17 protein-coding genes, 2 tRNA genes and 1 riboswitch are annotated in these 19,103 nt (G+C 66.0%); of the genes, 17 read left to right on the forward strand and 2 right to left on the reverse strand.

Going from position 1 to position 19,103, the window contains the following annotated elements:
• Positions 1-4 precede the first annotated feature (4 nt).
• The 3 genes from AC5RUM_RS07430 to ndk are packed head-to-tail and all read left to right on the forward strand — an operon-like array spanning position 5 to position 2,290.
• Entirely contained in the window at positions 5-1,366 is a 1,362-nt protein-coding gene (locus AC5RUM_RS07430; protein ID WP_494034337.1) for a bifunctional folylpolyglutamate synthase/dihydrofolate synthase, read from the forward strand.
• Positions 1,366-1,830, forward strand: a complete 465-nt coding sequence (locus AC5RUM_RS07435) for a DUF4233 domain-containing protein (RefSeq protein ID WP_494034338.1) — start codon at positions 1,366-1,368, stop codon at positions 1,828-1,830. Before AC5RUM_RS07430 ends, AC5RUM_RS07435 begins: the two co-directional genes overlap by 1 nt.
• 40 nt (positions 1,831-1,870) lie before the next feature.
• Complete coding sequence (gene ndk, locus AC5RUM_RS07440) at positions 1,871-2,290, forward strand: nucleoside-diphosphate kinase (RefSeq protein WP_400575739.1); 420 nt, start codon at positions 1,871-1,873, stop codon at positions 2,288-2,290.
• 88 nt (positions 2,291-2,378) lie between these two features.
• On the opposite strand, the gene AC5RUM_RS07445 is transcribed toward ndk, so the two are convergent.
• Positions 2,379-3,062, reverse strand: coding sequence for a vitamin K epoxide reductase family protein (locus tag AC5RUM_RS07445; RefSeq protein WP_494034339.1), 684 nt, complete (start codon positions 3,060-3,062; stop codon positions 2,379-2,381).
• A 462-nt stretch (positions 3,063-3,524) separates the two neighbouring features.
• Here AC5RUM_RS07445 and AC5RUM_RS07450 point away from each other — a divergent pair, with 462 nt between their 5' ends.
• The 12 genes from AC5RUM_RS07450 (at position 3,525) to AC5RUM_RS07505 (ending at position 16,989) form a co-directional block, all read left to right on the forward strand.
• The gene (locus tag AC5RUM_RS07450) at positions 3,525-6,923 is read left to right on the forward strand and encodes an Rne/Rng family ribonuclease (protein ID WP_494034340.1); all 3,399 of its coding nucleotides are present in this window, start codon (positions 3,525-3,527) and stop codon (positions 6,921-6,923) included.
• 178 nt (positions 6,924-7,101) lie between these two features.
• Positions 7,102-7,199, forward strand: a riboswitch (TPP riboswitch).
• Positions 7,182-8,732 carry a bifunctional hydroxymethylpyrimidine kinase/phosphomethylpyrimidine kinase gene (gene thiD, locus AC5RUM_RS07455; RefSeq protein WP_494034341.1) on the forward strand — a complete coding sequence of 517 codons (1,551 nt, stop codon included), beginning with the start codon at positions 7,182-7,184 and terminating at the stop codon, positions 8,730-8,732. It overlaps the preceding riboswitch by 18 nt.
• Positions 8,733-9,076: 344 nt before the next feature.
• Positions 9,077-9,385 (forward strand): 50S ribosomal protein L21, encoded by a 309-nt coding sequence (gene rplU / locus AC5RUM_RS07460; protein ID WP_003803420.1) that lies wholly within the window; start codon positions 9,077-9,079, stop codon positions 9,383-9,385.
• 60 nt (positions 9,386-9,445) lie between these two features.
• Positions 9,446-9,709: a 50S ribosomal protein L27 gene (gene rpmA / locus AC5RUM_RS07465; protein ID WP_003803426.1), complete on the forward strand. Its 264-nt coding sequence runs from the start codon at positions 9,446-9,448 to the stop codon at positions 9,707-9,709.
• Between the two features lie 117 nt (positions 9,710-9,826).
• Positions 9,827-11,416, forward strand: coding sequence for a GTPase ObgE (obgE, locus tag AC5RUM_RS07470; RefSeq protein WP_494034342.1), 1,590 nt, complete (start codon positions 9,827-9,829; stop codon positions 11,414-11,416).
• A 64-nt stretch (positions 11,417-11,480) separates the two neighbouring features.
• A complete protein-coding gene (gene proB, locus AC5RUM_RS07475; RefSeq protein WP_494034564.1) occupies positions 11,481-12,578 on the forward strand; it encodes a glutamate 5-kinase in 1,098 nt (365 codons plus the stop codon).
• Between the two features lie 26 nt (positions 12,579-12,604).
• Positions 12,605-13,954 (forward strand): glutamate-5-semialdehyde dehydrogenase, encoded by a 1,350-nt coding sequence (locus AC5RUM_RS07480; RefSeq protein WP_494034343.1) that lies wholly within the window; start codon positions 12,605-12,607, stop codon positions 13,952-13,954.
• A 98-nt stretch (positions 13,955-14,052) separates the two neighbouring features.
• Positions 14,053-14,277, forward strand: coding sequence for a hypothetical protein (locus AC5RUM_RS07485; RefSeq protein WP_494034344.1), 225 nt, complete (start codon positions 14,053-14,055; stop codon positions 14,275-14,277).
• Positions 14,222-14,950, forward strand: a complete 729-nt coding sequence (gene nadD, locus AC5RUM_RS07490) for a nicotinate-nucleotide adenylyltransferase (protein ID WP_494034345.1) — start codon at positions 14,222-14,224, stop codon at positions 14,948-14,950. The genes AC5RUM_RS07485 and nadD overlap by 56 nt, the downstream gene beginning before the upstream one ends.
• A 7-nt stretch (positions 14,951-14,957) precedes the next feature.
• The gene (locus tag AC5RUM_RS07495; RefSeq protein ID WP_494034346.1) at positions 14,958-16,313 is read left to right on the forward strand and encodes a hypothetical protein; all 1,356 of its coding nucleotides are present in this window, start codon (positions 14,958-14,960) and stop codon (positions 16,311-16,313) included.
• Between the two features lie 44 nt (positions 16,314-16,357).
• Positions 16,358-16,759, forward strand: a complete 402-nt coding sequence (rsfS, locus tag AC5RUM_RS07500) for a ribosome silencing factor (protein WP_205654029.1) — start codon at positions 16,358-16,360, stop codon at positions 16,757-16,759.
• A 154-nt stretch (positions 16,760-16,913) separates the two neighbouring features.
• Positions 16,914-16,989 (forward strand) — tRNA-Ala (locus tag AC5RUM_RS07505).
• Positions 16,990-17,080: 91 nt separating this feature from the next.
• Here the strand turns inward: AC5RUM_RS07505 and AC5RUM_RS07510 are convergent.
• Positions 17,081-17,566 (reverse strand): hypothetical protein, encoded by a 486-nt coding sequence (locus AC5RUM_RS07510; protein ID WP_494034347.1) that lies wholly within the window; start codon positions 17,564-17,566, stop codon positions 17,081-17,083.
• A gap of 152 nt (positions 17,567-17,718) precedes the next feature.
• Between AC5RUM_RS07510 and AC5RUM_RS07515 the strand changes: the two genes are divergently transcribed.
• Both AC5RUM_RS07515 and AC5RUM_RS07520 read left to right on the forward strand, forming a co-directional pair.
• Positions 17,719-17,794 (forward strand) — tRNA-Ala (locus AC5RUM_RS07515).
• 110 nt (positions 17,795-17,904) lie between these two features.
• Positions 17,905-19,053 (forward strand): class I SAM-dependent methyltransferase, encoded by a 1,149-nt coding sequence (locus AC5RUM_RS07520; protein ID WP_494034348.1) that lies wholly within the window; start codon positions 17,905-17,907, stop codon positions 19,051-19,053.
• Positions 19,054-19,103 lie beyond the last annotated feature (50 nt).

The following is a 19,103-nucleotide window of genomic DNA, read 5'->3' on the forward strand; positions in this document are numbered from 1 at the left end:
ACATATGACCGACGAATTCTCAGTGGAGAGCGTCTACGCCGAGCTGCTGGGCCGGGCGCCGGAAAACAAGATGGAGCCCCGGCTCGCGCCGCTGTTCCGGGCCATGGACGTGCTGGGGGAGCCGAACAAGGCATTCCCGATCATCCACATCACCGGCACCAACGGCAAAACCTCCACCGCGCGGATGATCGAGGCCGGCCTGCGCGCCCACGGCCTCAGCACCGGCCGCTACACCAGTCCGCACCTCTCCAAGGTCACGGAGCGGATCAGCCTGGACGGGGCGCCGGTGTCTGATGAGACGTTTGTGCGCATCTGGGATGAGATCAGGCCCTACCTGGAGATCGTGGACAACGAGCTCACGGCCGAGGGCCAGCCCAGGCTGACCTACTTCGAATGCCTGACGATCCTGGCCTTCGCCGTATTCGCTGACCAACCGGTGAACGTGGCGATCATGGAGGTGGGGCTCGGCGGCATCACCGACGCCACGAACGTGGGCGACGGCCAAGTGGCCGTGGTGACGCCCATTTCGCTGGACCACACCGACCTGCTCGGCGACACGACCGAGGACATCGCCTACGAGAAAGCCGGCATCATCAAACCCGGAGGCTTCCTCATCAGCGCCGCCCAGCCGGTGGACGCCGCCCAGGTGCTGCTTGAGAAAGCCCGGGAAGTCCAGGTGCCGTTCAAGTTCGAAGGCGTGGAATTCGGCGTCGAATCCCGGCAGGTTGCGGTTGGCGGACAGGTGGTGACCGTCCAGGGCATCGCCGGACGCTACCCGGAGCTGATGGTGCCGCTGCACGGATCCCACCAGGCTGAGAACGCGGCCGTGGCTGTCGCCGCTCTCGAGGCCTTCCTGGGCGGGGGAGAGAAGGAGCTTTCGGCAGAAGTCCTGCAGGAGGCCTTCGCCACCGTCTCGTCCCCGGGGCGCCTGGAGGTCATGCGGACTGCACCCACCATCATTGTGGACGCGGCGCACAATCCGGAAGGCATCCGGGTCACGGCCGAAGCCATCGAGGAAGCCTTCAGCTTCAGCAAGCTGGTGGTTGTGGTCGGTGTCCTCAAGGAAAAGGACGCCGAGGAGATCCTGCGCCAGCTCAAGGAGTCACTCGGCGGCCTTGCGGAGGAATTCTGCTTCACCCAGTCCAACTCCCCGCGGGCGGTTCCCGCCGCGGAACTGGCGGAGATCGCCGTCGACCTTGGCTTTGGCGAGGACAACATCCACATCGCCGAGAAGCTGGACGATGCGCTGGAATGGGCCGTGGAACGCGCGGAGGCCAACGAGGACCTGGCCGGCGGCGTTCTGGTGACGGGTTCCATCACGCTGGTGGCTGACGCGCGCATCCTTCTCGGGAAGACGGCAGCCTGATGGCACGGCTCACTAAGGCCCAGCGCGAATGGCGGCCGGGCATGCCGAAGAAGCGCCGGTCCACCAAGGTCATGTTCGCCTCCACTGTGCTCCTGCTGGAAGCCTTCGTGGCGTTCTTCGCCACACTGGCCGTGTTCGGCCTGCGCCGCAGCGAGGTGTCCCCGGTCCTGATCCTGTCGGTGGGCATCGGACTGAGCGTGGTTTTGGTGCTGGCCTGCGCCGTCCTGTCCAAGCCGTGGGGCGTTGGCCTCGGCTGGATCCTACAGCTGGTGCTCATCCTCGCCGGGTTCGTGGAGCCGATGATGTTCCTCGTCGGCGCCCTGTTTGCGCTGGCCTGGTGGTACGGGATCCGGACTGGCATCCGGATCGACCGGGAAGCCGCGCAAAGAGCCCGGGAACAGGCGGAATGGGAAGCCGGGCATCCGGACGGACGCCGCGATGAAGGCGCCGGCCAGAACCCGTAGAATTACCCGGAAACCCACAACCAACCGCATTGGAGCAGCTGTGAGCATTGAGCGCACCCTCGTCCTGATCAAGCCTGACGGCGTCACCCGGAACCTGACCGGCGAAATCCTTGGCCGCATCGAGGCAAAGGGCTACACGCTGGCCGAGCTCAAGAAGGTCAACGCCACCCGGGAGCTGCTGGAGCAGCACTATGAAGAGCACGTGGGCAAGCCGTTCTACGAGCCGCTGGTTGACTTCATGCTCAGCGGCCCTGTGGTCGCTGCGATCTTCGAAGGCCACCGCGTCATCGAGGGGTTCCGCTCGCTGGCCGGCACCACCGACCCCACGACGGCGGCGCCGGGCACCATCCGCGGTGACTTCGGCCGGGACTGGGGCCTGAAGGTCCAGCAGAATCTGGTCCACGGCTCGGATTCCGTCGACTCGGCCGAGCGCGAAATCAAGATCTGGTTCCAGGCCTAGAACAGCGCCTAAGCGCGAACTGGCAGCAAATGCCCTCAAAATCAGCTTTTGAGGGCGTTATCTGCCAGTTCGCGCTTTTTCTTTTGGCCTAGAAACCGGAGGTGCCGATGAACACCTGGATGAAGGCGAAGAAGATCGTGGCGATGACTGCCACGTAGAGCAGCGCGGTGATGATCCATCCGGCGTCGCCGAGAAATTTGGCCACACCCGCCGGCGCCGGGATGGCCCCGCGGACAACGTTGCGGACGGTGACCCAGACGAAGAGGGGAATCATGGCAGCCCACACCACCATGCAGAACGGGCACAGGATGCGGATCTCATAGAGGGCCTGGAACCACAGCCACACAACGAAGGCGAAACCGAGCGTGACGCCGGTCTGCAGTCCCAGCCAGTACCAGCGGCTGAAGCGGGCGCCGGACAACAGCGCCATGCCGACGGTGATGATCACGGCGAAGGCCACTATGCCGATGAACATGTTGGGGAAGCCGAAGACCGAACTCTGCGGCGTTTGCATCACCTGGCCGCAGGAGATCCACGGGTTCACGTCGCAGACGGTGGTGTGGTTGGGATCCTTGAGAACCTCGAGCTTCTCCAGCACCAGGATGCCGGACGCGATCCATCCCACGATGCCGGTGATGACCAGCAGCCACCCGAACGGGCGGTCACGCGTCATGGCCGGTCCTGCAGCCTCGGCAGCTGCCGGGCGCCGCAGGGTTTCATCGGCGTAGTCGTGCTCGGAATCCGTACCGGTGGAAGACGGAATGCTGGGCATGGGGTGGCGTCCTTTGTCTGGGGTGCTCCTGCCCAGATTGTATCGCCGCAGTCTGGGTGCAAGCTTGGTGCGGCGGGCACTCCCGGCTCCCTTGACTGTGTCTGTCACACAATGACGGCGATTTCGAACTGCTGTGTGAGAGAATGAACGTGGCTGGAACGTGAACCACATTCGGGTTCCAGTCCGGTGGCTTGTTCCCAAGACCGCCAATGAGACGCAGCGGAGGCCCGGATAACGGAAATCCTGCCTCCCGCATTCCATTGGACGGCACCTGGTTGTGGATTGCAGAAACAACGGGTTCCAGTAACATTCCCGCCGGCCTTTCAGGGCTGCCGCACCCCACTGCCGGTGCGAACCTGAGGGTATCCAATTGACTTCTGTCAACGCCTGCGGGTTTTGACAATATGTGCCCCAACGGGTGCCGGATGTGGCGGCATGTCAGGGGCAGGAGTGTCGCCACATATGGATAATGACCAGGTAAACGCCGTTAATGAAGATCCGGCCGCCGTCGGGGAAGCGGAAGCCCCCAAGAAGGCCACCCGCACACGGCGCAAGGCAGCGCCCAAGGCAAAGGAACCCGAGGCCCAGGCGTCGCTGCCGGAACCGGCGCTGCAGGAGCCTGTCCTCGGCGAGCCCGCGCTGTCGGCGGAGTCCGTTGTGTCGGAACCGGTGGATGCAGCGCATTCCGAAGTGACGGCGGTGGAAGCTGCCGTTGCGGAGGCCAAAGCCCCGGTGCGTCGCACGCGTTCCCGCAAGAAGGCCGCTGACGAGCCGCTCCCCGCCTTCGTCGAAGGGGCGGGCGGAGAGGCAGCCGCCGGGGCACCCGCTGAAGCGGCCGCCGTCGAGCCCACCGCCGTCGAGCCGGCCGTAGAGCCTGAAGCCAAGCCTGTGCGCCGCCGCCGCGTTGCCAAGCCCAAAACTGCAGAGCCCGCCACCGAACAGCCCGCCACCGAACAGCCCGCCACTGAAGAGCAGGCAGCGCCCGTGTCAGCGGCGCCTGCCTCGGCAGAAGCCGCCGAAGCCCCAACGGCCGGGTCCGCTGCTGAAACTTCTGCCGTGGAAACTCGGGTCGAAGAAACGCCGGTCGAAAAAATCCAGGCGGAGACAGCCGCCGCGCAGGCCGCCGAAGCTGAAGCTGAGGATGCAGCCGAGACCGAGGAGGAGCCGTCGCCGGCCGCTCCGGCAGGTTCCCTCTTCCTGGAGCCGGCATCGGTCACGTCCATCATCTTCCAGGCGCCCGACCTCAACACCGTGATCCGCCCGGCTGCCACTCCCGCCGCGGAGGACACGGAGGCCGAAGGCGGCGAGGACGAGCAGGACGACGAGGGCGGACGCCGCCGCCGCCGCAGCCGCGGCCGCCGGGGGCGGAACCGCGCTGACCGTGACGGCTCGGAGCGCGACGACTCCGGAGCCGACGCCGAGGGCGCAGACGCGTCCGAGGACGCCGACGAAGAGACCGTGGGCCAGGGCGACGAAGGTGTGACGTCCCGCCGCCGGCGCCGCCGCCGCCGCGGTGACCAGGACATCGAGCTGACCGGCGGGGGAGACGACGATCCCCCCAACACGGTGACCCGCGTCCGGGCGCCGCGCGTTCCCAGTGAGCCTGCTGTGAGCAACCGCGTGACCAGCGTCAAGGGCTCCACGAGGCTCGAGGCGAAGAAGCAGCGCCGCCGTGAATCCCGCGACACCGGCCGCCGCCGCACCGTCATCACCGAGGCCGAGTTCCTGGCCCGCCGCGAGTCAGTTGACCGGCAGATGATCGTGCGCCAGCGCGACGACAGAATCCAGATCGGTGTCCTCGAGGACGGCGTGCTGGCCGAGCACTTCGTGTCCAAGACACAGCAGGACTCGCTGATCGGCAACGTCTACCTGGGCAAGGTCCAGAACGTCCTGCCGTCGATGGAAGCGGCCTTCGTTGACATCGGCCGCGGCCGCAACGCCGTGCTCTACGCCGGTGAAGTGAACTGGGAAGCGGTCAACCTCGAGGGCAAGCAGCGCCGCATCGAGAACGCCCTGAAGTCCGGGGACTCCGTCCTCGTCCAGGTCACCAAGGACCCCGTGGGCCACAAGGGTGCACGCCTGACGAGCCAGATCTCCCTGCCCGGACGCTACCTGGTATACGTGCCCGGCGGTTCCATGACGGGCATCTCCCGCAAGCTGCCCGACGTCGAACGCAACCGCCTGAAGCGGATCCTCAAGGACCGCCTGCCCGAGGATGCCGGCGTCATCGTCCGCACAGCGGCCGAGGGCGCGTCGGAGGAAGAGCTGACGCACGACATCAACCGCCTCCGGGCGCAGTGGGAGGGCATCGAAAGCCAGGCGAAGTCCACCAAGGTCCTCGCTCCCGAGCTGCTGTACGGCGAACCGGACCTGACCATCAAGGTTGTCCGCGACGTCTTCAACGAGGATTTCTCCAAGCTGATCGTCTCCGGCGACGAAGCCTGGGACACGATCGAGGCCTACGTCACCTACGTTGCCCCGGACCTTGTCGGACGCCTTGAGAAGTGGACCAAGGACCAGGACATCTTCTCGGCCTGGCGCATTGACGAGCAGATCCACAAGGCTCTGGACCGCAAGGTGTTCCTGCCCTCCGGCGGTTCGCTTGTCATTGACCGCACCGAGGCTATGACCGTGGTGGACGTCAACACCGGAAAGTTCACCGGCAGCGGCGGCAACCTCGAGGAAACCGTCACGAAGAACAACCTGGAGGCGGCAGAGGAAGTTGTCCGCCAGCTGCGCCTGCGGGACATCGGCGGAATCATCGTGATCGACTTCATCGACATGGTCCTGGAGTCCAACCGGGACCTCGTGCTGCGCCGCATGGTGGAGTGCCTGGGCCGTGACCGCACCAAGCACCAGGTGGCGGAAGTGACCTCACTGGGTCTCGTCCAGATGACCCGCAAGCGCATGGGCACCGGCCTGCTGGAAGTCTTTGGCGAACAGTGCGAGGTATGTGCCGGCCGCGGCGTGGTCACCCACGACGAGCCCGTGGAACACCGGCGGGCCAACGTTGTTGCGGCCGAGCACCACGTTCCGCGGGCGGAGCACCAGCCCGCCGTGCGGACCGAACGCAAGAGCCGCCGGCGCGGCAAGGGCGGTCAGGTTCCTGCGGAAACGGGCCCCGCCGCACCTGCTACGGTCCACCATGAGCCGACGGAGGCCGAGCGCCACGCCAAGGCTGAGGCGACACGGGCCGCACTCGCCAACATCGCGGCCGCTGCCCATGCAGCGCATCTCCACGAGGACGCCGCCCACCAGGCCGCGTCCGCAGGAGCCCAGCGCGCTGCCGCTGCCCCGGCGCCGTCCGGTCCGGAAAGCCCGGCGGTGCACCGTACCCCGGAGACGGAGAGCGTTTCAGGCCGTCCCGGCGCCGTGCTGACCTTTGGCGGCGAGAAAGTCGTGCTTCCTTTCGTCGAGCACGCCGGCGAGCCGGCCTCCGAACCTCCTGCCCTGACGCTGGACCGGCTGGAGGAGGCGTTCGCGCACCTCGGCGCGCCGGCCGCTCCCGCTGAGGAGCAGCCGACGGCGGACCGCGCACCTGCCCCTGGGGAGACGCCTGCCGAGCCGGCAGCGCCCGTCGGAACGCGACCTGCCCCGGCAGGCGCGGACCACGACGCCGACCGGTTCGCTGACCACTCTGCGGTGCAGACCCGCACGCGCCGGCCGCGCCGCAACCGCAGTGCCAGCCGGGCCCAGGGCGCAGCCAACGAGACGTCCGTGGAACACCACGAGACCGCTCCGGCATCAGCAGCCGGGCACTCGCACGAAGCCAAGGCGCCGGATTCAGGCAGCGCCGCTGCCCCGAAGCCTGCCAGCGAGCCGATCATTCTGGGCGTCGGCGTGCCTGCGTCCGAGCTCTGAACCGGACGGGTTTCCGTGTGAACTGACCTGATTCAACGGGCCGGTGCCGCAACTGCGGCACCGGCCCGTTGTGCTTTTGCGCCAGGGAACGTCTGCGGGCTGTTGCCCCGGCACCTTGCGGGGATGCCGGTCGCAAACTGCAATGCAGTGCCCGAAGGCGAGCAAACCGCTAGGCTGGGGGACTGACACGGGGTGCCGCGCACGGAGCCGGCTGAGATCCAAACCCGTTGAACCTGACCGGTTAGCACCGGCGAAGGGATGTCTCCTTTGTCTTCACCATCTGCCCTGAACCTTGTCCAGCCCGCGTCGGGGGAGGCTGTGCCGCCCACCCGCAGCATTCCCCGCGTCCTGGCCATTGCCGGCTCGGACCCGTCCGGCGGAGCCGGCATCCAGGCGGACCTGAAAAGCATCGCCGCCACGGGTGGCTACGGAATGGCGGCCATCACGGCGCTGACCGCCCAGAACACCCGGGGGGTCAGCGCCGTCCATGTCCCCCCGGCCGAGTTCCTGACGGCACAGTTGACCGCCATCAGTGACGACATCGCCGTGGACGCCGTAAAGATCGGCATGCTGGGCGACGCACAGGTGATTGCCGCGGTGCGGGGCTGGCTGGAGAAGGTGCGCCCCGGCGTCGTCGTCCTTGACCCCGTGATGGTGGCAACCAGCGGGGACCGGCTTCTGCAGGAGTCCGCCGAGGCGGCACTGCAGGAACTCCTGCCGCTGGCCGACCTGATCACGCCCAACCTCGCCGAGCTTGCGATGCTGCTCGGGGAGCCGGAGGCCTCCACCTGGCCGGACGCGCTGGAGCAGGGCAAACGGCTGGCCGCCGAAACGGGGGCCACAGTCCTCGTCAAAGGGGGGCACCTGGACGGTGCCGACTGCCCCGACGCCCTGGTGAATACGGGCGGCGCCCTTTCGGCCGATGTCGTCGTGGTGGACGGCCAGCGGGTGCCGACCCGCAACAGCCACGGGACCGGATGCTCCCTGTCCTCGGCGATGGCCACCGTGCAGGCCCGTGTGGGCGACTGGGAACAGTCACTCCGCACCGTCAAGCCCTGGCTGGAAGAGGCCCTCCGTTCCTCCGGGCAGCTTGAGGTTGGACACGGCAACGGGCCGGTTCACCACTTCCACCACCTGGCGTCCCCGGGAACTGGCGCTGAGGGCAGTTTCGCGGAACTGCTCCATGCGGAGGCTGCCGCGGATCTGGACGCGATCTACGGCCTGGGCTTCATCCGCGGGCTGGCTGAAGGCACGCTTCCCGAAAGCGAGTTCGCCTATTACCTCGCACAGGATGCCATCTACCTCAACGGATACTCGCGCGTCCTGGCACGGGCCAGCGCGCTGGCCCCCACCGAGGCCGAGCAGCTCTTCTGGGCCCGTTCTGCGCAGCAGTGCCTCGAAGTGGAGTCCGAGCTGCACCGCAGCTGGCTCAGCACCCGGATGGTGCTGCCTGACCTCGGGCCGGTCACCAAGGCTTATGTGGACCACCTGGTGGCGGCATCTGCCTCGGGGAGCTATGCCGTGCTCGTGGCCGCGGTGCTCCCGTGCTTCTGGCTTTACGCCGAAGTGGGGGAGACCCTGCACGCCGAATTCCTCGCAGCGGGCGCCCCTGAAGGGCACCCGTACGCGGAGTGGTTGCGCACCTACGCCGACGAGGGCTTTGCAGAGGCCACCCGGCAGGCCATCGCCATCACCGACGCCGCGGGCCGCACGGCGTCCGACGCAGAACGCAGCCTGATGCTGACCGCATTCAGGCAGTCCTGCCGCTACGAGGTGGATTTTTTCGACGCGCCGCGGCTCCACAGCTGAACGGTCTCCGGCGCAGGAGCCGGTAAGATAAACGCGCACGGTGACGGCAGGTCGGTGCAACAGCCCTGTGGTGCTTATCACGGACAACCCGCCGAAACCAGCCTCATTTGCGGCCGAAGACGAAATTAGCGTATTCTAGATCTTCGGTGCTTACGCCAACACTTGGGTTATGACCCCGGGAACGGTCCTTTTGGAATTCCAATCGGCATTGTTCCGGGGATAGCTCACGGATTCCCCCGGGGAATCCACGGCGTTGAGGCACAGCGAGAGCCGGACCAAACACCTTTGGACCCAGGTTCCGCACGCAAATTTAGTAATAAACGTCGAGAGAAGTGAGTTCCCAAGTGGTGTACGCGATTGTCCGCGCAGGCGGCCGCCAAGAGAAGGTTTCCGTTGGAGACTTCGTTACCCTGAACCGCGTCGCCGGTGGAGCTGGCAGCACCATTGAGCTGCCCGCACTGCTCCTGGTAGACGGTGACAAGGTCACATCCGCAGCTGCGGACCTGGCCAAGGTAACTGTTACGGCTGAGATCCTCCAGGACCTCCGTGGTCCGAAGATCGTCATCCAGAAGTTCAAGAACAAGACCGGTTACAAGAAGCGCCAGGGTCACCGTCAGGAACTGACCAAGGTCAAGATCACCGGTATCAAGTAACCTCTGGTTACTGTTCAGGTTTTCAGCAGATTCCCCAGAATTTAAAGGCAGGCATTCCAAATGGCACATAAAAAAGGCGCGAGCTCCACTCGCAACGGTCGTGACTCCAACGCCCAGTACCTCGGCGTCAAGCGCTTCGGCGGCCAGGTAGTTTCCGCAGGCGAGATCATCGTCCGCCAGCGTGGCACCCACTTCCACCCCGGTGCAGGCGTTGGCCGCGGTGGCGACGACACGCTGTTCGCACTGCAGGCAGGCGCTGTTGAATTCGGCACCCGCCGCGGCCGTCGAGTCGTGAACATCGTTGCTGCTGCAGCTGCAGAGTAACAACAGGATCTGAACCGGTGGAGCGGGCCATGATGGCCCGCTCCACTGGTCTTTTAACCGCATTACAATCAATTTGGGCGTCCAGAACGTCCGGATTAAGCACAGAGGAGATTCACCGTGGCGAGCTTTGTAGACCGGGTAGTACTGCACGTATCCGGCGGTACCGGCGGCCACGGCTGTGTCTCGGTGCACCGTGAGAAGTTCAAGCCGCTTGGCGGCCCCGACGGCGGCAACGGAGGCAACGGCGGAGACGTCATCCTCCGCGTGGACTCCCAGACCACCACGCTGCTGGACTACCACCATGCCCCGCACCGGCACGCCACCAACGGCGGGCCCGGCATGGGCGACTGGCGCGGCGGCAAGAACGGCGAAACCCTGATCCTTCCGGTCCCGGACGGCACGGTCGTCAAGACCAAGGACGGCGAGGTCCTGGCGGACCTCGTCGGCGAAGGCACCGAGTTCATCGCCGCGGCCGGCGGGCTCGGCGGACTGGGCAACGCAGCGCTGTCGTCCCAGAAGCGCCGGGCGCCGGGTTTTGCTTTGCTCGGCATCGAGGGCGAGTCCAGCGACATCGTGCTGGAACTGAAGTCCATCGCAGACATCGCCCTGGTCGGCTTCCCGTCCGCTGGCAAGTCAAGCCTGATCGCAGCGATGTCCGCCGCGAGGCCCAAGATCGCCGATTATCCCTTCACTACGCTTATCCCCAACCTCGGCGTCGTGCAGGCCGGCGACGTGCGGTTCACCATCGCCGATGTCCCCGGTCTCATTGAAGGCGCGAGTGAAGGCAAGGGCCTGGGACACAACTTCCTGCGCCACGTCGAGCGGTGCGCCGCTTTGGTTCACGTTTTGGACTGCGGTACGCTGGAATCTGACAGAGATCCACTCTCCGACCTCGCCATTATCGAAGCTGAACTCGAAAAGTATGCCGTTGACATGAGCTATGCCGGCAACGACGGCGAGGTTGTTCCGCTGAACCACCGGCCCCGGTTGGTGGCTTTGAACAAGGTCGACCTGCCTGACGGCAAGGACATGGCCGAGTTCGTCCGCCCGGAGCTGGAGTCGAGGGGCTACCGCGTGTTCGAGGTTTCGGCCACGAGCCACGAAGGTCTCCGGCAACTCGGATTCGCCATGGCGGAGATCGTCAAGACCGCCCGTGACTCGGTGGCGGCAACGCCGCCGAAGGTGCACGCGCCTGTGCTGCGCCCCCGCGCAGTCAATGAGGCCGGCTTCAAGATCCGCCGCGAGGAAAAGAACCTGGAGCCGCTGTTCCGCGTTTTGGGTGAGAAGCCCGTGCGCTGGGTCAAGCAGACTGACTTCACCAACGAGGAGGCCATTGGCTACCTCGCGGACCGGCTGGCCAAGCTTGGTGTTGAAACCGAGCTGTTCAAGCAGGGCGCCAAGCCCGGCGACACCGTAGTGATCGGTGACGACGACGGCGTGGTGTTCGACTGGGAGCCGACCATGATGGCAGGCGCCGAACTGCTGGCGTCGCCGCGCGGCACCGATGTCCGCTTTGCAGACATCGGGGACCGGCCCACCCGTGGCCAGAAGCGTGAGGAACAGATCGAACGCCGTGAGGCCAAAGCAGCGGCACGCGCTGAGCTTGAAGCCGAGCGCAAGGCGGGTATCTGGACCGAATCAGTCAGCGGGCGCCGTGCCGCACGGCCGCTCAAGGAGAGTGGACTGAACACCCAACATGAGGAGTGAACCCGCACACGTGTCTGATAATTCCGCAATTGTCATCGAGGAACCAAGAACCGACGACCGCAGCATGCTCGCCAGGGCCCGCCGCATTGTCGTCAAGGTCGGATCGTCGTCGCTCACGAGCATCAAGGGCGGAATCTCCGAAGAGGCATTGATCGAGCTCTCCAATGCGCTGGCTGCCAAGAGCAACGAGGGCACCGAGATCATTCTGGTCTCCTCCGGTGCCATCTCGGCGGGGCTGGCGCCCTTGGGCCTGGTCAAGCGCCCGCGCGACCTGGCGACGCAACAGGCCGCAGCCAGCGTGGGGCAGGGGCTGCTCATGGCCCGCTACACGCACGCGTTCGCGGCGCACGGCGTCACTGTAAGCCAGGTGCTGCTGACCGCGGATGACCTGATGCGGCGCAGCCACCACCAGAACGCGTTCCGGGCATTGAACCGTCTGCTGAACCTGGGTGTGGTCCCCGTGGTCAACGAGAATGACACCGTCGCCACCCACAAGATCCGCTTCGGCGACAACGACCGGCTCTCGGCCCTTGTGGCCCACCTGGTCCGCGCCGATGCGCTGGTGCTGCTTTCCGACGTCGACTCCCTGTACGACGGCCCGCCCGCCAAGGGCGCCAAGCGGATCCCGCAGGTTGACGGCCCCCAGGACCTGGAGGGCGTGAACATCGGCAGCCCCGGCAAGGCTGGCGTCGGCACCGGCGGGATGCAAACCAAGGTCGAGGCCGCCACGATGGCCGCCGATTCCGGCATTCCCGCCCTTGTCACCTCAACGGCCAACGCGGCCGCCGCCCTGGCCGGCGAAGACGTGGGAACCTGGTTCTCCGTCAACAGCGGCCGCAAGTCCGTGCGCATGATGTGGCTCGCCCATCTGGCACACGTGCAGGGCCGCCTGATTCTTGACGACGGCGCCGTGAGGGCCGTCCGGGACAACGGCGCCTCCCTGTTGCCGGCGGGTATTACCTCCGTTGAAGGCCACTTTGAATCGGGCGACGCCGTCGAAATGGTTGCGCCCGACGGCACCGTCATTGCCCGCGGCCTTGTCAACTATTCAGCCGACGAGCTGCCACAGATGCTGGGCCGTTCCACCGTGGAACTGGGGGAGTCCCTGGGCCGCGGTTTCGACCGTGAAGTTGTCCACGTAGACGACCTGGTTCTGGTCTAACGGCCAGACTCACCTAGACTTGAATGATGACTGAGGCACTGATGAACCAAGCAGCAGAGACATCCACCGACGCTACGCAGGTCCCCTCCACGCCGGAAAACAGCCAGCCTTCACCCGCTGAGGTCGAAGCGGCCGTGTACGCGATCGCCGACCGTTCCCGCCAGGCTGCCCGCAGCATGTCCCGCGCCAACCGCGCCCTGAAGGACAAGGGCCTCCGGGCCATCGGGAGCGCCCTCCTCGAGCGCAAGGCTGACATCCTCGCGGCCAACAGCAAGGATGTAGAGGCGGGCCGCGCCAACGGAACGTCGGCCGCCCTGCTGGACAGGCTGACCCTCAACGACGCCCGCATCGAGGCTCTCTCCGGCGCCCTGGAAAACCTCGCGGGCCTTCCCGACCCTGTCGGCAACGTAGTCCGCGGCCAGACCCTGCCGAACGGCCTGCGCCTGCGCCAGGTCAATGTTCCCATGGGCGTTGTTGCAGCCATCTATGAGGCACGCCCCAACGTCACCGTGGATATCGCAGGACTAGCGCTCAAGAGCGGCAACGCGGTTATCCTTCGCGGCGGAACCGCGGCCGCGGCCACCAACGAGGCCCTCATCAGCGTCCTTCGCGAGGCTCTCACCGCCGTCGGCCTCCCCGCCGATGCTGTCCAGACAGTGGACCAGTACGGCCGCGAGGGCGCCAACGTGCTCATGCGTGCCAGGGGCCGTGTTGACGTGCTGATTCCCCGCGGCGGGCGTGAACTGATCCAGACAGTGGTCAACAACTCCTCCGTCCCGGTTATCGAGACCGGCGAGGGCAACGTCCACATCTTCGTTGACGAGTCAGCCAGCGAGGACATGGCCGTGGAGATCCTCCTCAACGCCAAGACCCAGCGTCCCAGCGTCTGCAACACGGTGGAAACGCTTCTGGTCCACTCCGGCTCCAAGGTCCTTCCGGCGGTGGCGGCTGCACTGAGCAAGGCCGGAGTCAGGCTCCATGCCGATGAGCGGGTCCGGGCGGCGCTCCCCGCATCCGTCGAATCCGTGCCGGCCACCGATGAGGACTGGGCCACCGAATACATGGACCTGGACCTGGCCGTGGCCATGGTGGACAGCCTCGACGAGGCCGTGAAGCACATCCGCACGTGGACAACCGGGCACACCGAGGCCATTCTCACCAACGACCTGGGGAACGCCGAGCGCTTCATCGCGGAGATCGACTCTGCCGCGGTGATCGTGAACGCGTCCACGCGCTTTACCGACGGCGGCGAGCTGGGGCTGGGGGCCGAGGTCGGCATCTCCACCCAGAAGCTTCACGCCCGCGGTCCGATGGGCCTCACGGAACTCACCACCACGAAGTGGATCGTGCAGGGCGAGGGCCAGGTCCGCGGCTAGCGCCGCCAATACCGCGTCAAACAACGCGGTAACATATACAGAAGTCCGGAACGGCGGGAAACGCCGCCGTCGTCATCCTTTCAGCCCTAGGGGAGAAAATGCTGTTCCAGCAGATCGCCTTGTCCGCCGCCCAACACGAAGAACGGGCCCCGCTGTGGGCTGAACCCTGGGTCTTCGGCATTGCGATCTTTGCCATCCTTTTGGTCATGATGTTCGTTACTCTGTCCTACACGAACCTGGGCAACCGCCACACCCCGGTTGACGAGCATGCAGACCCGCACCGCCAGCACCCCAACAAGCACGACCACGGCCAAGGCCACTAACATTTCCGCCGCATTGCACCACGGCGGCCGGCAAGGCCGGCTGAGGCTGGGCGTGATGGGTGGGACGTTTGACCCCATCCATCACGGCCACCTCGTTGCGGCAAGTGAGGTGGCAGCCAAGTTTGGACTGGACGAAGTTGTGTTCGTCCCGACCGGCCAGCCGTGGCAGAAATCGAGCAAGAAAGTCAGCGAGCCGGAGCACCGCTATCTGATGACCGTGATTGCGACGGCATCGAATCCGCGCTTCACCGTCAGCAGGGTTGATGTGGACCGTCCCGGTCCCACCTACACCATCGACACCCTGCGTGACCTCCGGCGCCAGCGCCCCGACGCTGATCTGTTCTTTATTACCGGCGCGGACGCCTTGGCGCAGATTCTGTCATGGAAAGATATCGACGAGCTCTGGTCGCTGGCCCACTTCGTGGGAGTCACGCGCCCCGGGCACGAACTCGACGGCATGGGCCGCGACGATGTCAGCCTCCTGACGGTGCCGGCCATGGCGATTTCCTCGACGGACTGCCGGGCACGGGTGGCCGAGCACAACCCGGTCTGGTACCTGGTTCCGGACGGCGTCGTTCAGTACATCGCCAAGTACGGCCTGTATGCCGCACCGCCGGCCGAACAAACCAGCTCTGAGCTTACCGAGACAGACGATCCCGCCAGCACTGAATGAGTTTTTAATGAGTCAGGAACAGCCTCCCATCCGCAGCCGCCGTGAATTACGGAAGGCCAGAGATGCAGCCCAGGGTCAGATCCGGGACGCCAGCACCGCCGGTGCCGGTGAGGTAACCCCTGCGACAAAACAACCTGCCGCGAAGCAGCCTGTCACGAAACAGACTGAACCAGCCCGGCCTGCCCCTAAGCAGCCTGCACCCCAAGTGCCTGCGGATCGCCGCAAGACGGACACTGCCCGGGGCGCGGGTGCAACGCGTCCGTCCTCAGCGACGGGACGTGTCCGGCGCGTAGCGCCAGGTCCCGTGGATTCGGTTCCGGCCAGTTCGGCGGCCGAGCGCTCATCCCAGATCAGGGCCAGGGACCGGGCCGCGCTCCGCACCATCAAGGAACTTGCGGAGAAGGAAGGACAGCTCTCAGCCGGCGGGCCTCCCACGCGGCGCCAGCTCAGGCTCCAGCAGCTGGAACAGGCCGTCACGTCGGCCATTCCGGTGGTCCCGCCCGCTTCCGGTCAAGGCTCCGCTTCCGGAAAGGGCCCTGCTTCCGGAAAGGGGCCGGCCCACCCGCAGGGACCGGCCCAACAGCCCGCAGCCGCGCAGCCACAGGCGGCCCCGAAGCCAGCTTCGCCGGAACCGCCCTCCGGGCTTCCCCAGGACCTGCCCGACGGTATGACCGTTGAGCAGGCCCTTGAGGCGCGGGCCCTCATCGCCGAACAGGCCAAGAACCAGATCGCGAAGATGGAGCACATCGCGGCAACGGATCCTGAAGCTGTGGATCCTGAGATCCTGGCAGAGCAGATCGCTCTTGCGGAACGCGCTGCCGTGCTCAACAAGCGCGCACTGGCCAAGCAGAAGCTGGCGGAAAAGAACACCCCGGCGCCGCCTCAGAACGATCCGTCGACCGCCAGTAACCTGGCGATGGTGACACCGCTGGAGTTCGTCCAGGTGCCCGGCGTGGACCGCCCCGTCATGAAGCGTCCGGCCACATCGTATGTTCCCGTGGTGACCAATCCCGGGCCACGCATCCCTGCGCGTGGTTCCCGCCCGTCCAAGGCGTCGGGCAGTGCGACGTCCACGGGACGAGCACGGGTGATCGCGCGTGCTGAAGCTGCCGCCAAGGCCGCCGCTGCACCGGCCGCCGCTCCCCGGACGACCGCGGGCCGGGATGCGGATGCGGTTGAGGAGTTCACCGGGCTTCCGCCGGTTTCGGCGAAGTCCGCCTATGGCCTGGAACCGCTGGATGCTGCCACGGCAGGCCTCGCCCGGGCACAACGTCTCCGCATTCTTCAGCTGGGAGTGCTGGCCCTCGGGGCCCTGGCACTTATCGCCGGCGTCATCATGATCATCAGCGGCCTGTCGCGCTGACTTCCACAACCAACACCAGGTTTTACACCACTACAAGGAGTCCCGTGACTGCATCTGATTCATCCATCGCCACAGCCCGACACGCAGCGAGGGCTGCGGCGGACAAGATTGCCCAGGACATCGTGGCTCTCGACGTCAGCGAACGCCTGGCCTTGGCGGACGTCTTCCTCATCGCCTCCGCCCCCAGCGAACGCCAGGTCAACGCCATCGTTGACGGGATCGAAGAAGAGCTCATCAAGCAGGACCTCCGTCCGGTGCGTCGCGAAGGACGGTCAGCGGGACGCTGGGTACTGCTGGACTACTCCGACGTGGTGATCCACGTACAGCATGAGGAAGACCGCGTCTTCTACGCCCTCGAGCGGCTTTGGAAGGACTGCCCCGTCGTGGATCTGCAGCTCGGCGATGACACCTCGGCCAAGGCCGCCGCAGGCTCCGACTCCGAGTAGCCGGCGCGGAACAGCGCCGAATATGCCCGATTTGGAATTTTCGGAAACGCTGTTCTAAGATATTTGAGTTGCTTCGGAGCGATCAGGACAGATCGATCCACACAGTAGGACGGGCCGGCAGGCGAAAGCCGAAGGCGTCGAAGCGGCGAAAATTGGGGCTGTGGCGCAGCTGGTAGCGCACCTGCATGGCATGCAGGGGGTCAGGGGTTCGAGTCCCCTCAGCTCCACCACCAACCGCTGGAACCGGGCTTAGCTCTGGTTCCAGCGGTTTTTTGTTGCCACTCACTACGGAGGCTGCGCGCAGGGCAGGAGTAGGCTGGCCTACTGCACCGGACCTCCTGGACGCCGGCTGGGCAAATAGCCCTGGCGCGTGGCCTCACGCACCAGCAGCCGTATGTTCGCGAACAGGACCGCCTTCACGGCCACGGGATCCGGCCTGTGTCCGCGCTTCACCGCTTGCTCAAGCTTCTGGCAGTATTCTTCGAGCCTCAGGCCCCCGGCCATGGCCGACGTCACCCTCAGGCTCACTAGCGGCTCCACGGCCGACGCCGGCTCTTCGCTTGCCAGGCCACGCAGGATCGCGGCCGCACGGACAGGCAGCAGCTGCAGGTACTCCTCGAAAAACGCTTGGGCCACCGCTCGTCCCGCCTCGTCTGCCAGGGACCGCAGCACGGCGCCGTCCAACGGGGGTAGGTCCTGATCGTCGGCCACCGCAGTCCTCCTGGGTCTACAAAGAGCCGCGACGCTGCTGCCCGGCTCCTTGAATGCTCCCGTGGCGACCTCAAGGCCGTTAAAGTGTTCCCGCATGTTCGGATCAAGACTGCAGCTTCCGTCTCGGCGTGAGCCCGAGCGAAGCGTTAGCCGGCGGCGGCGTTCCTCGATTTCGCTTCCGGGAGATTGTGCATTACGCTATTCAGGTTGCTTCCGGGAAACACAAAGACCGGCAGCAGCAACAGTTCGGGGCTGTGGCGCAGCTGGTAGCGCACCTGCATGGCATGCAGGGGGTCAGGGGTTCGAGTCCCCTCAGCTCCACCAAGAACAAGAAAGGGTCGTCCCATGGGGCGGCCCTTTTGCGTTCTCCACCGGGTCTGCATTGTTTGTCCGGTGGGCGGAGGCAGGCAGCGACGAACAGGCGGCAGCGGTACGTGACGGAGAACAATTTAGGGCATGTTCTGGGCATGCTCCGGAGATACCCCGACGTGGAGGCGGCGAACCTGCAGGCATGGGATGCCACAGACGTACTCCTGCTTGACACGGCCGCCGAACTGCTGACGCCGGAGAGCGACGTAGCCGTCATCGGAGACCGCTACGGGGCCCTCACGCTCGCCCTGCTCTCGGGGAATGCGCCCCGGGTGCCGGCCCGGATCCGCGTGCACCAGGATCTCATCACCGGCGAACGGGCCCTTCGGAACAACGCGGCGGCACTCGGCGTTGATGCCGGCTTTGAGCAGCTCCCCTTGGGGGAAGGGCTTTTGGCCGGTGCGGACCTCGTCCTGATGCAGCTTCCCAAGACCCTCGCCGAACTCGAGGAAATCAGCGCCGCCGTGGCGCGGTACGCGTCTGCAGGGGCGGTGGTCCTGGCCGGTGGCCGCGTGAAGCATATGTCCTTGGGCATGAACGCCGTGCTGGGGCGGTACTTTGAATCCGTCCAGCCCCAGCTGGCGCGCCAAAAATCCCGGGTCCTCGTGGCCTCGCGCGCCAGAGCCGTGCAGCCGCCACCACCGTATCCCGTGACTGAGCACAATACGGAGCTCGATCTGGATATCTGTGCCCACGGCGCCGTTTTCGCCGGCACCAAGCTGGACATCGGAACACGTTTCCTGTTGCGCTTCCTCCCTGATATGCCCGAGGCCGCCACCGCCGTGGATCTGGGCTGTGGCACCGGAGTCCTGGCAGCCATGTACGCCCGGGCACACCCCGCGTCGGCAGTCATCGCCACTGACCAGTCAGCGTCCGCCGCAGCGTCCGCAGCGGCCACGGCAAGCGCGAACGGCCTGGGCGGGCAGATTACGGTGCTGCAGGAGGACGCCATGGCTTCCCTCCCGGCCGGCAGCGCTGACCTCATCCTGCTGAACCCGCCCTTCCACCTTGGCGCGAGCGTGCATGCGGGCGCCGGCATCAAAATGTTCGAGGCCGCGGGCCGCGTCCTGGCTCCGGGCGGTGAGCTCTGGACTGTCTTCAACAGCCACCTTCGGTACATTCCGGCTCTCGAACGGCTTGTAGGCCCCACTCGCATCAAGGGCCGAAATCCGAAATTCACGGTGGCTCTCAGTGTCAAGGGGCAGGCCGGCTAGGCCCCGCCGTTGGCACCGGCAACGGGCCTCCCGCATTCGCGCGTGGGACA

The sequence above is a fragment of the Arthrobacter sp. B2060 genome (genome assembly GCF_059090445.1).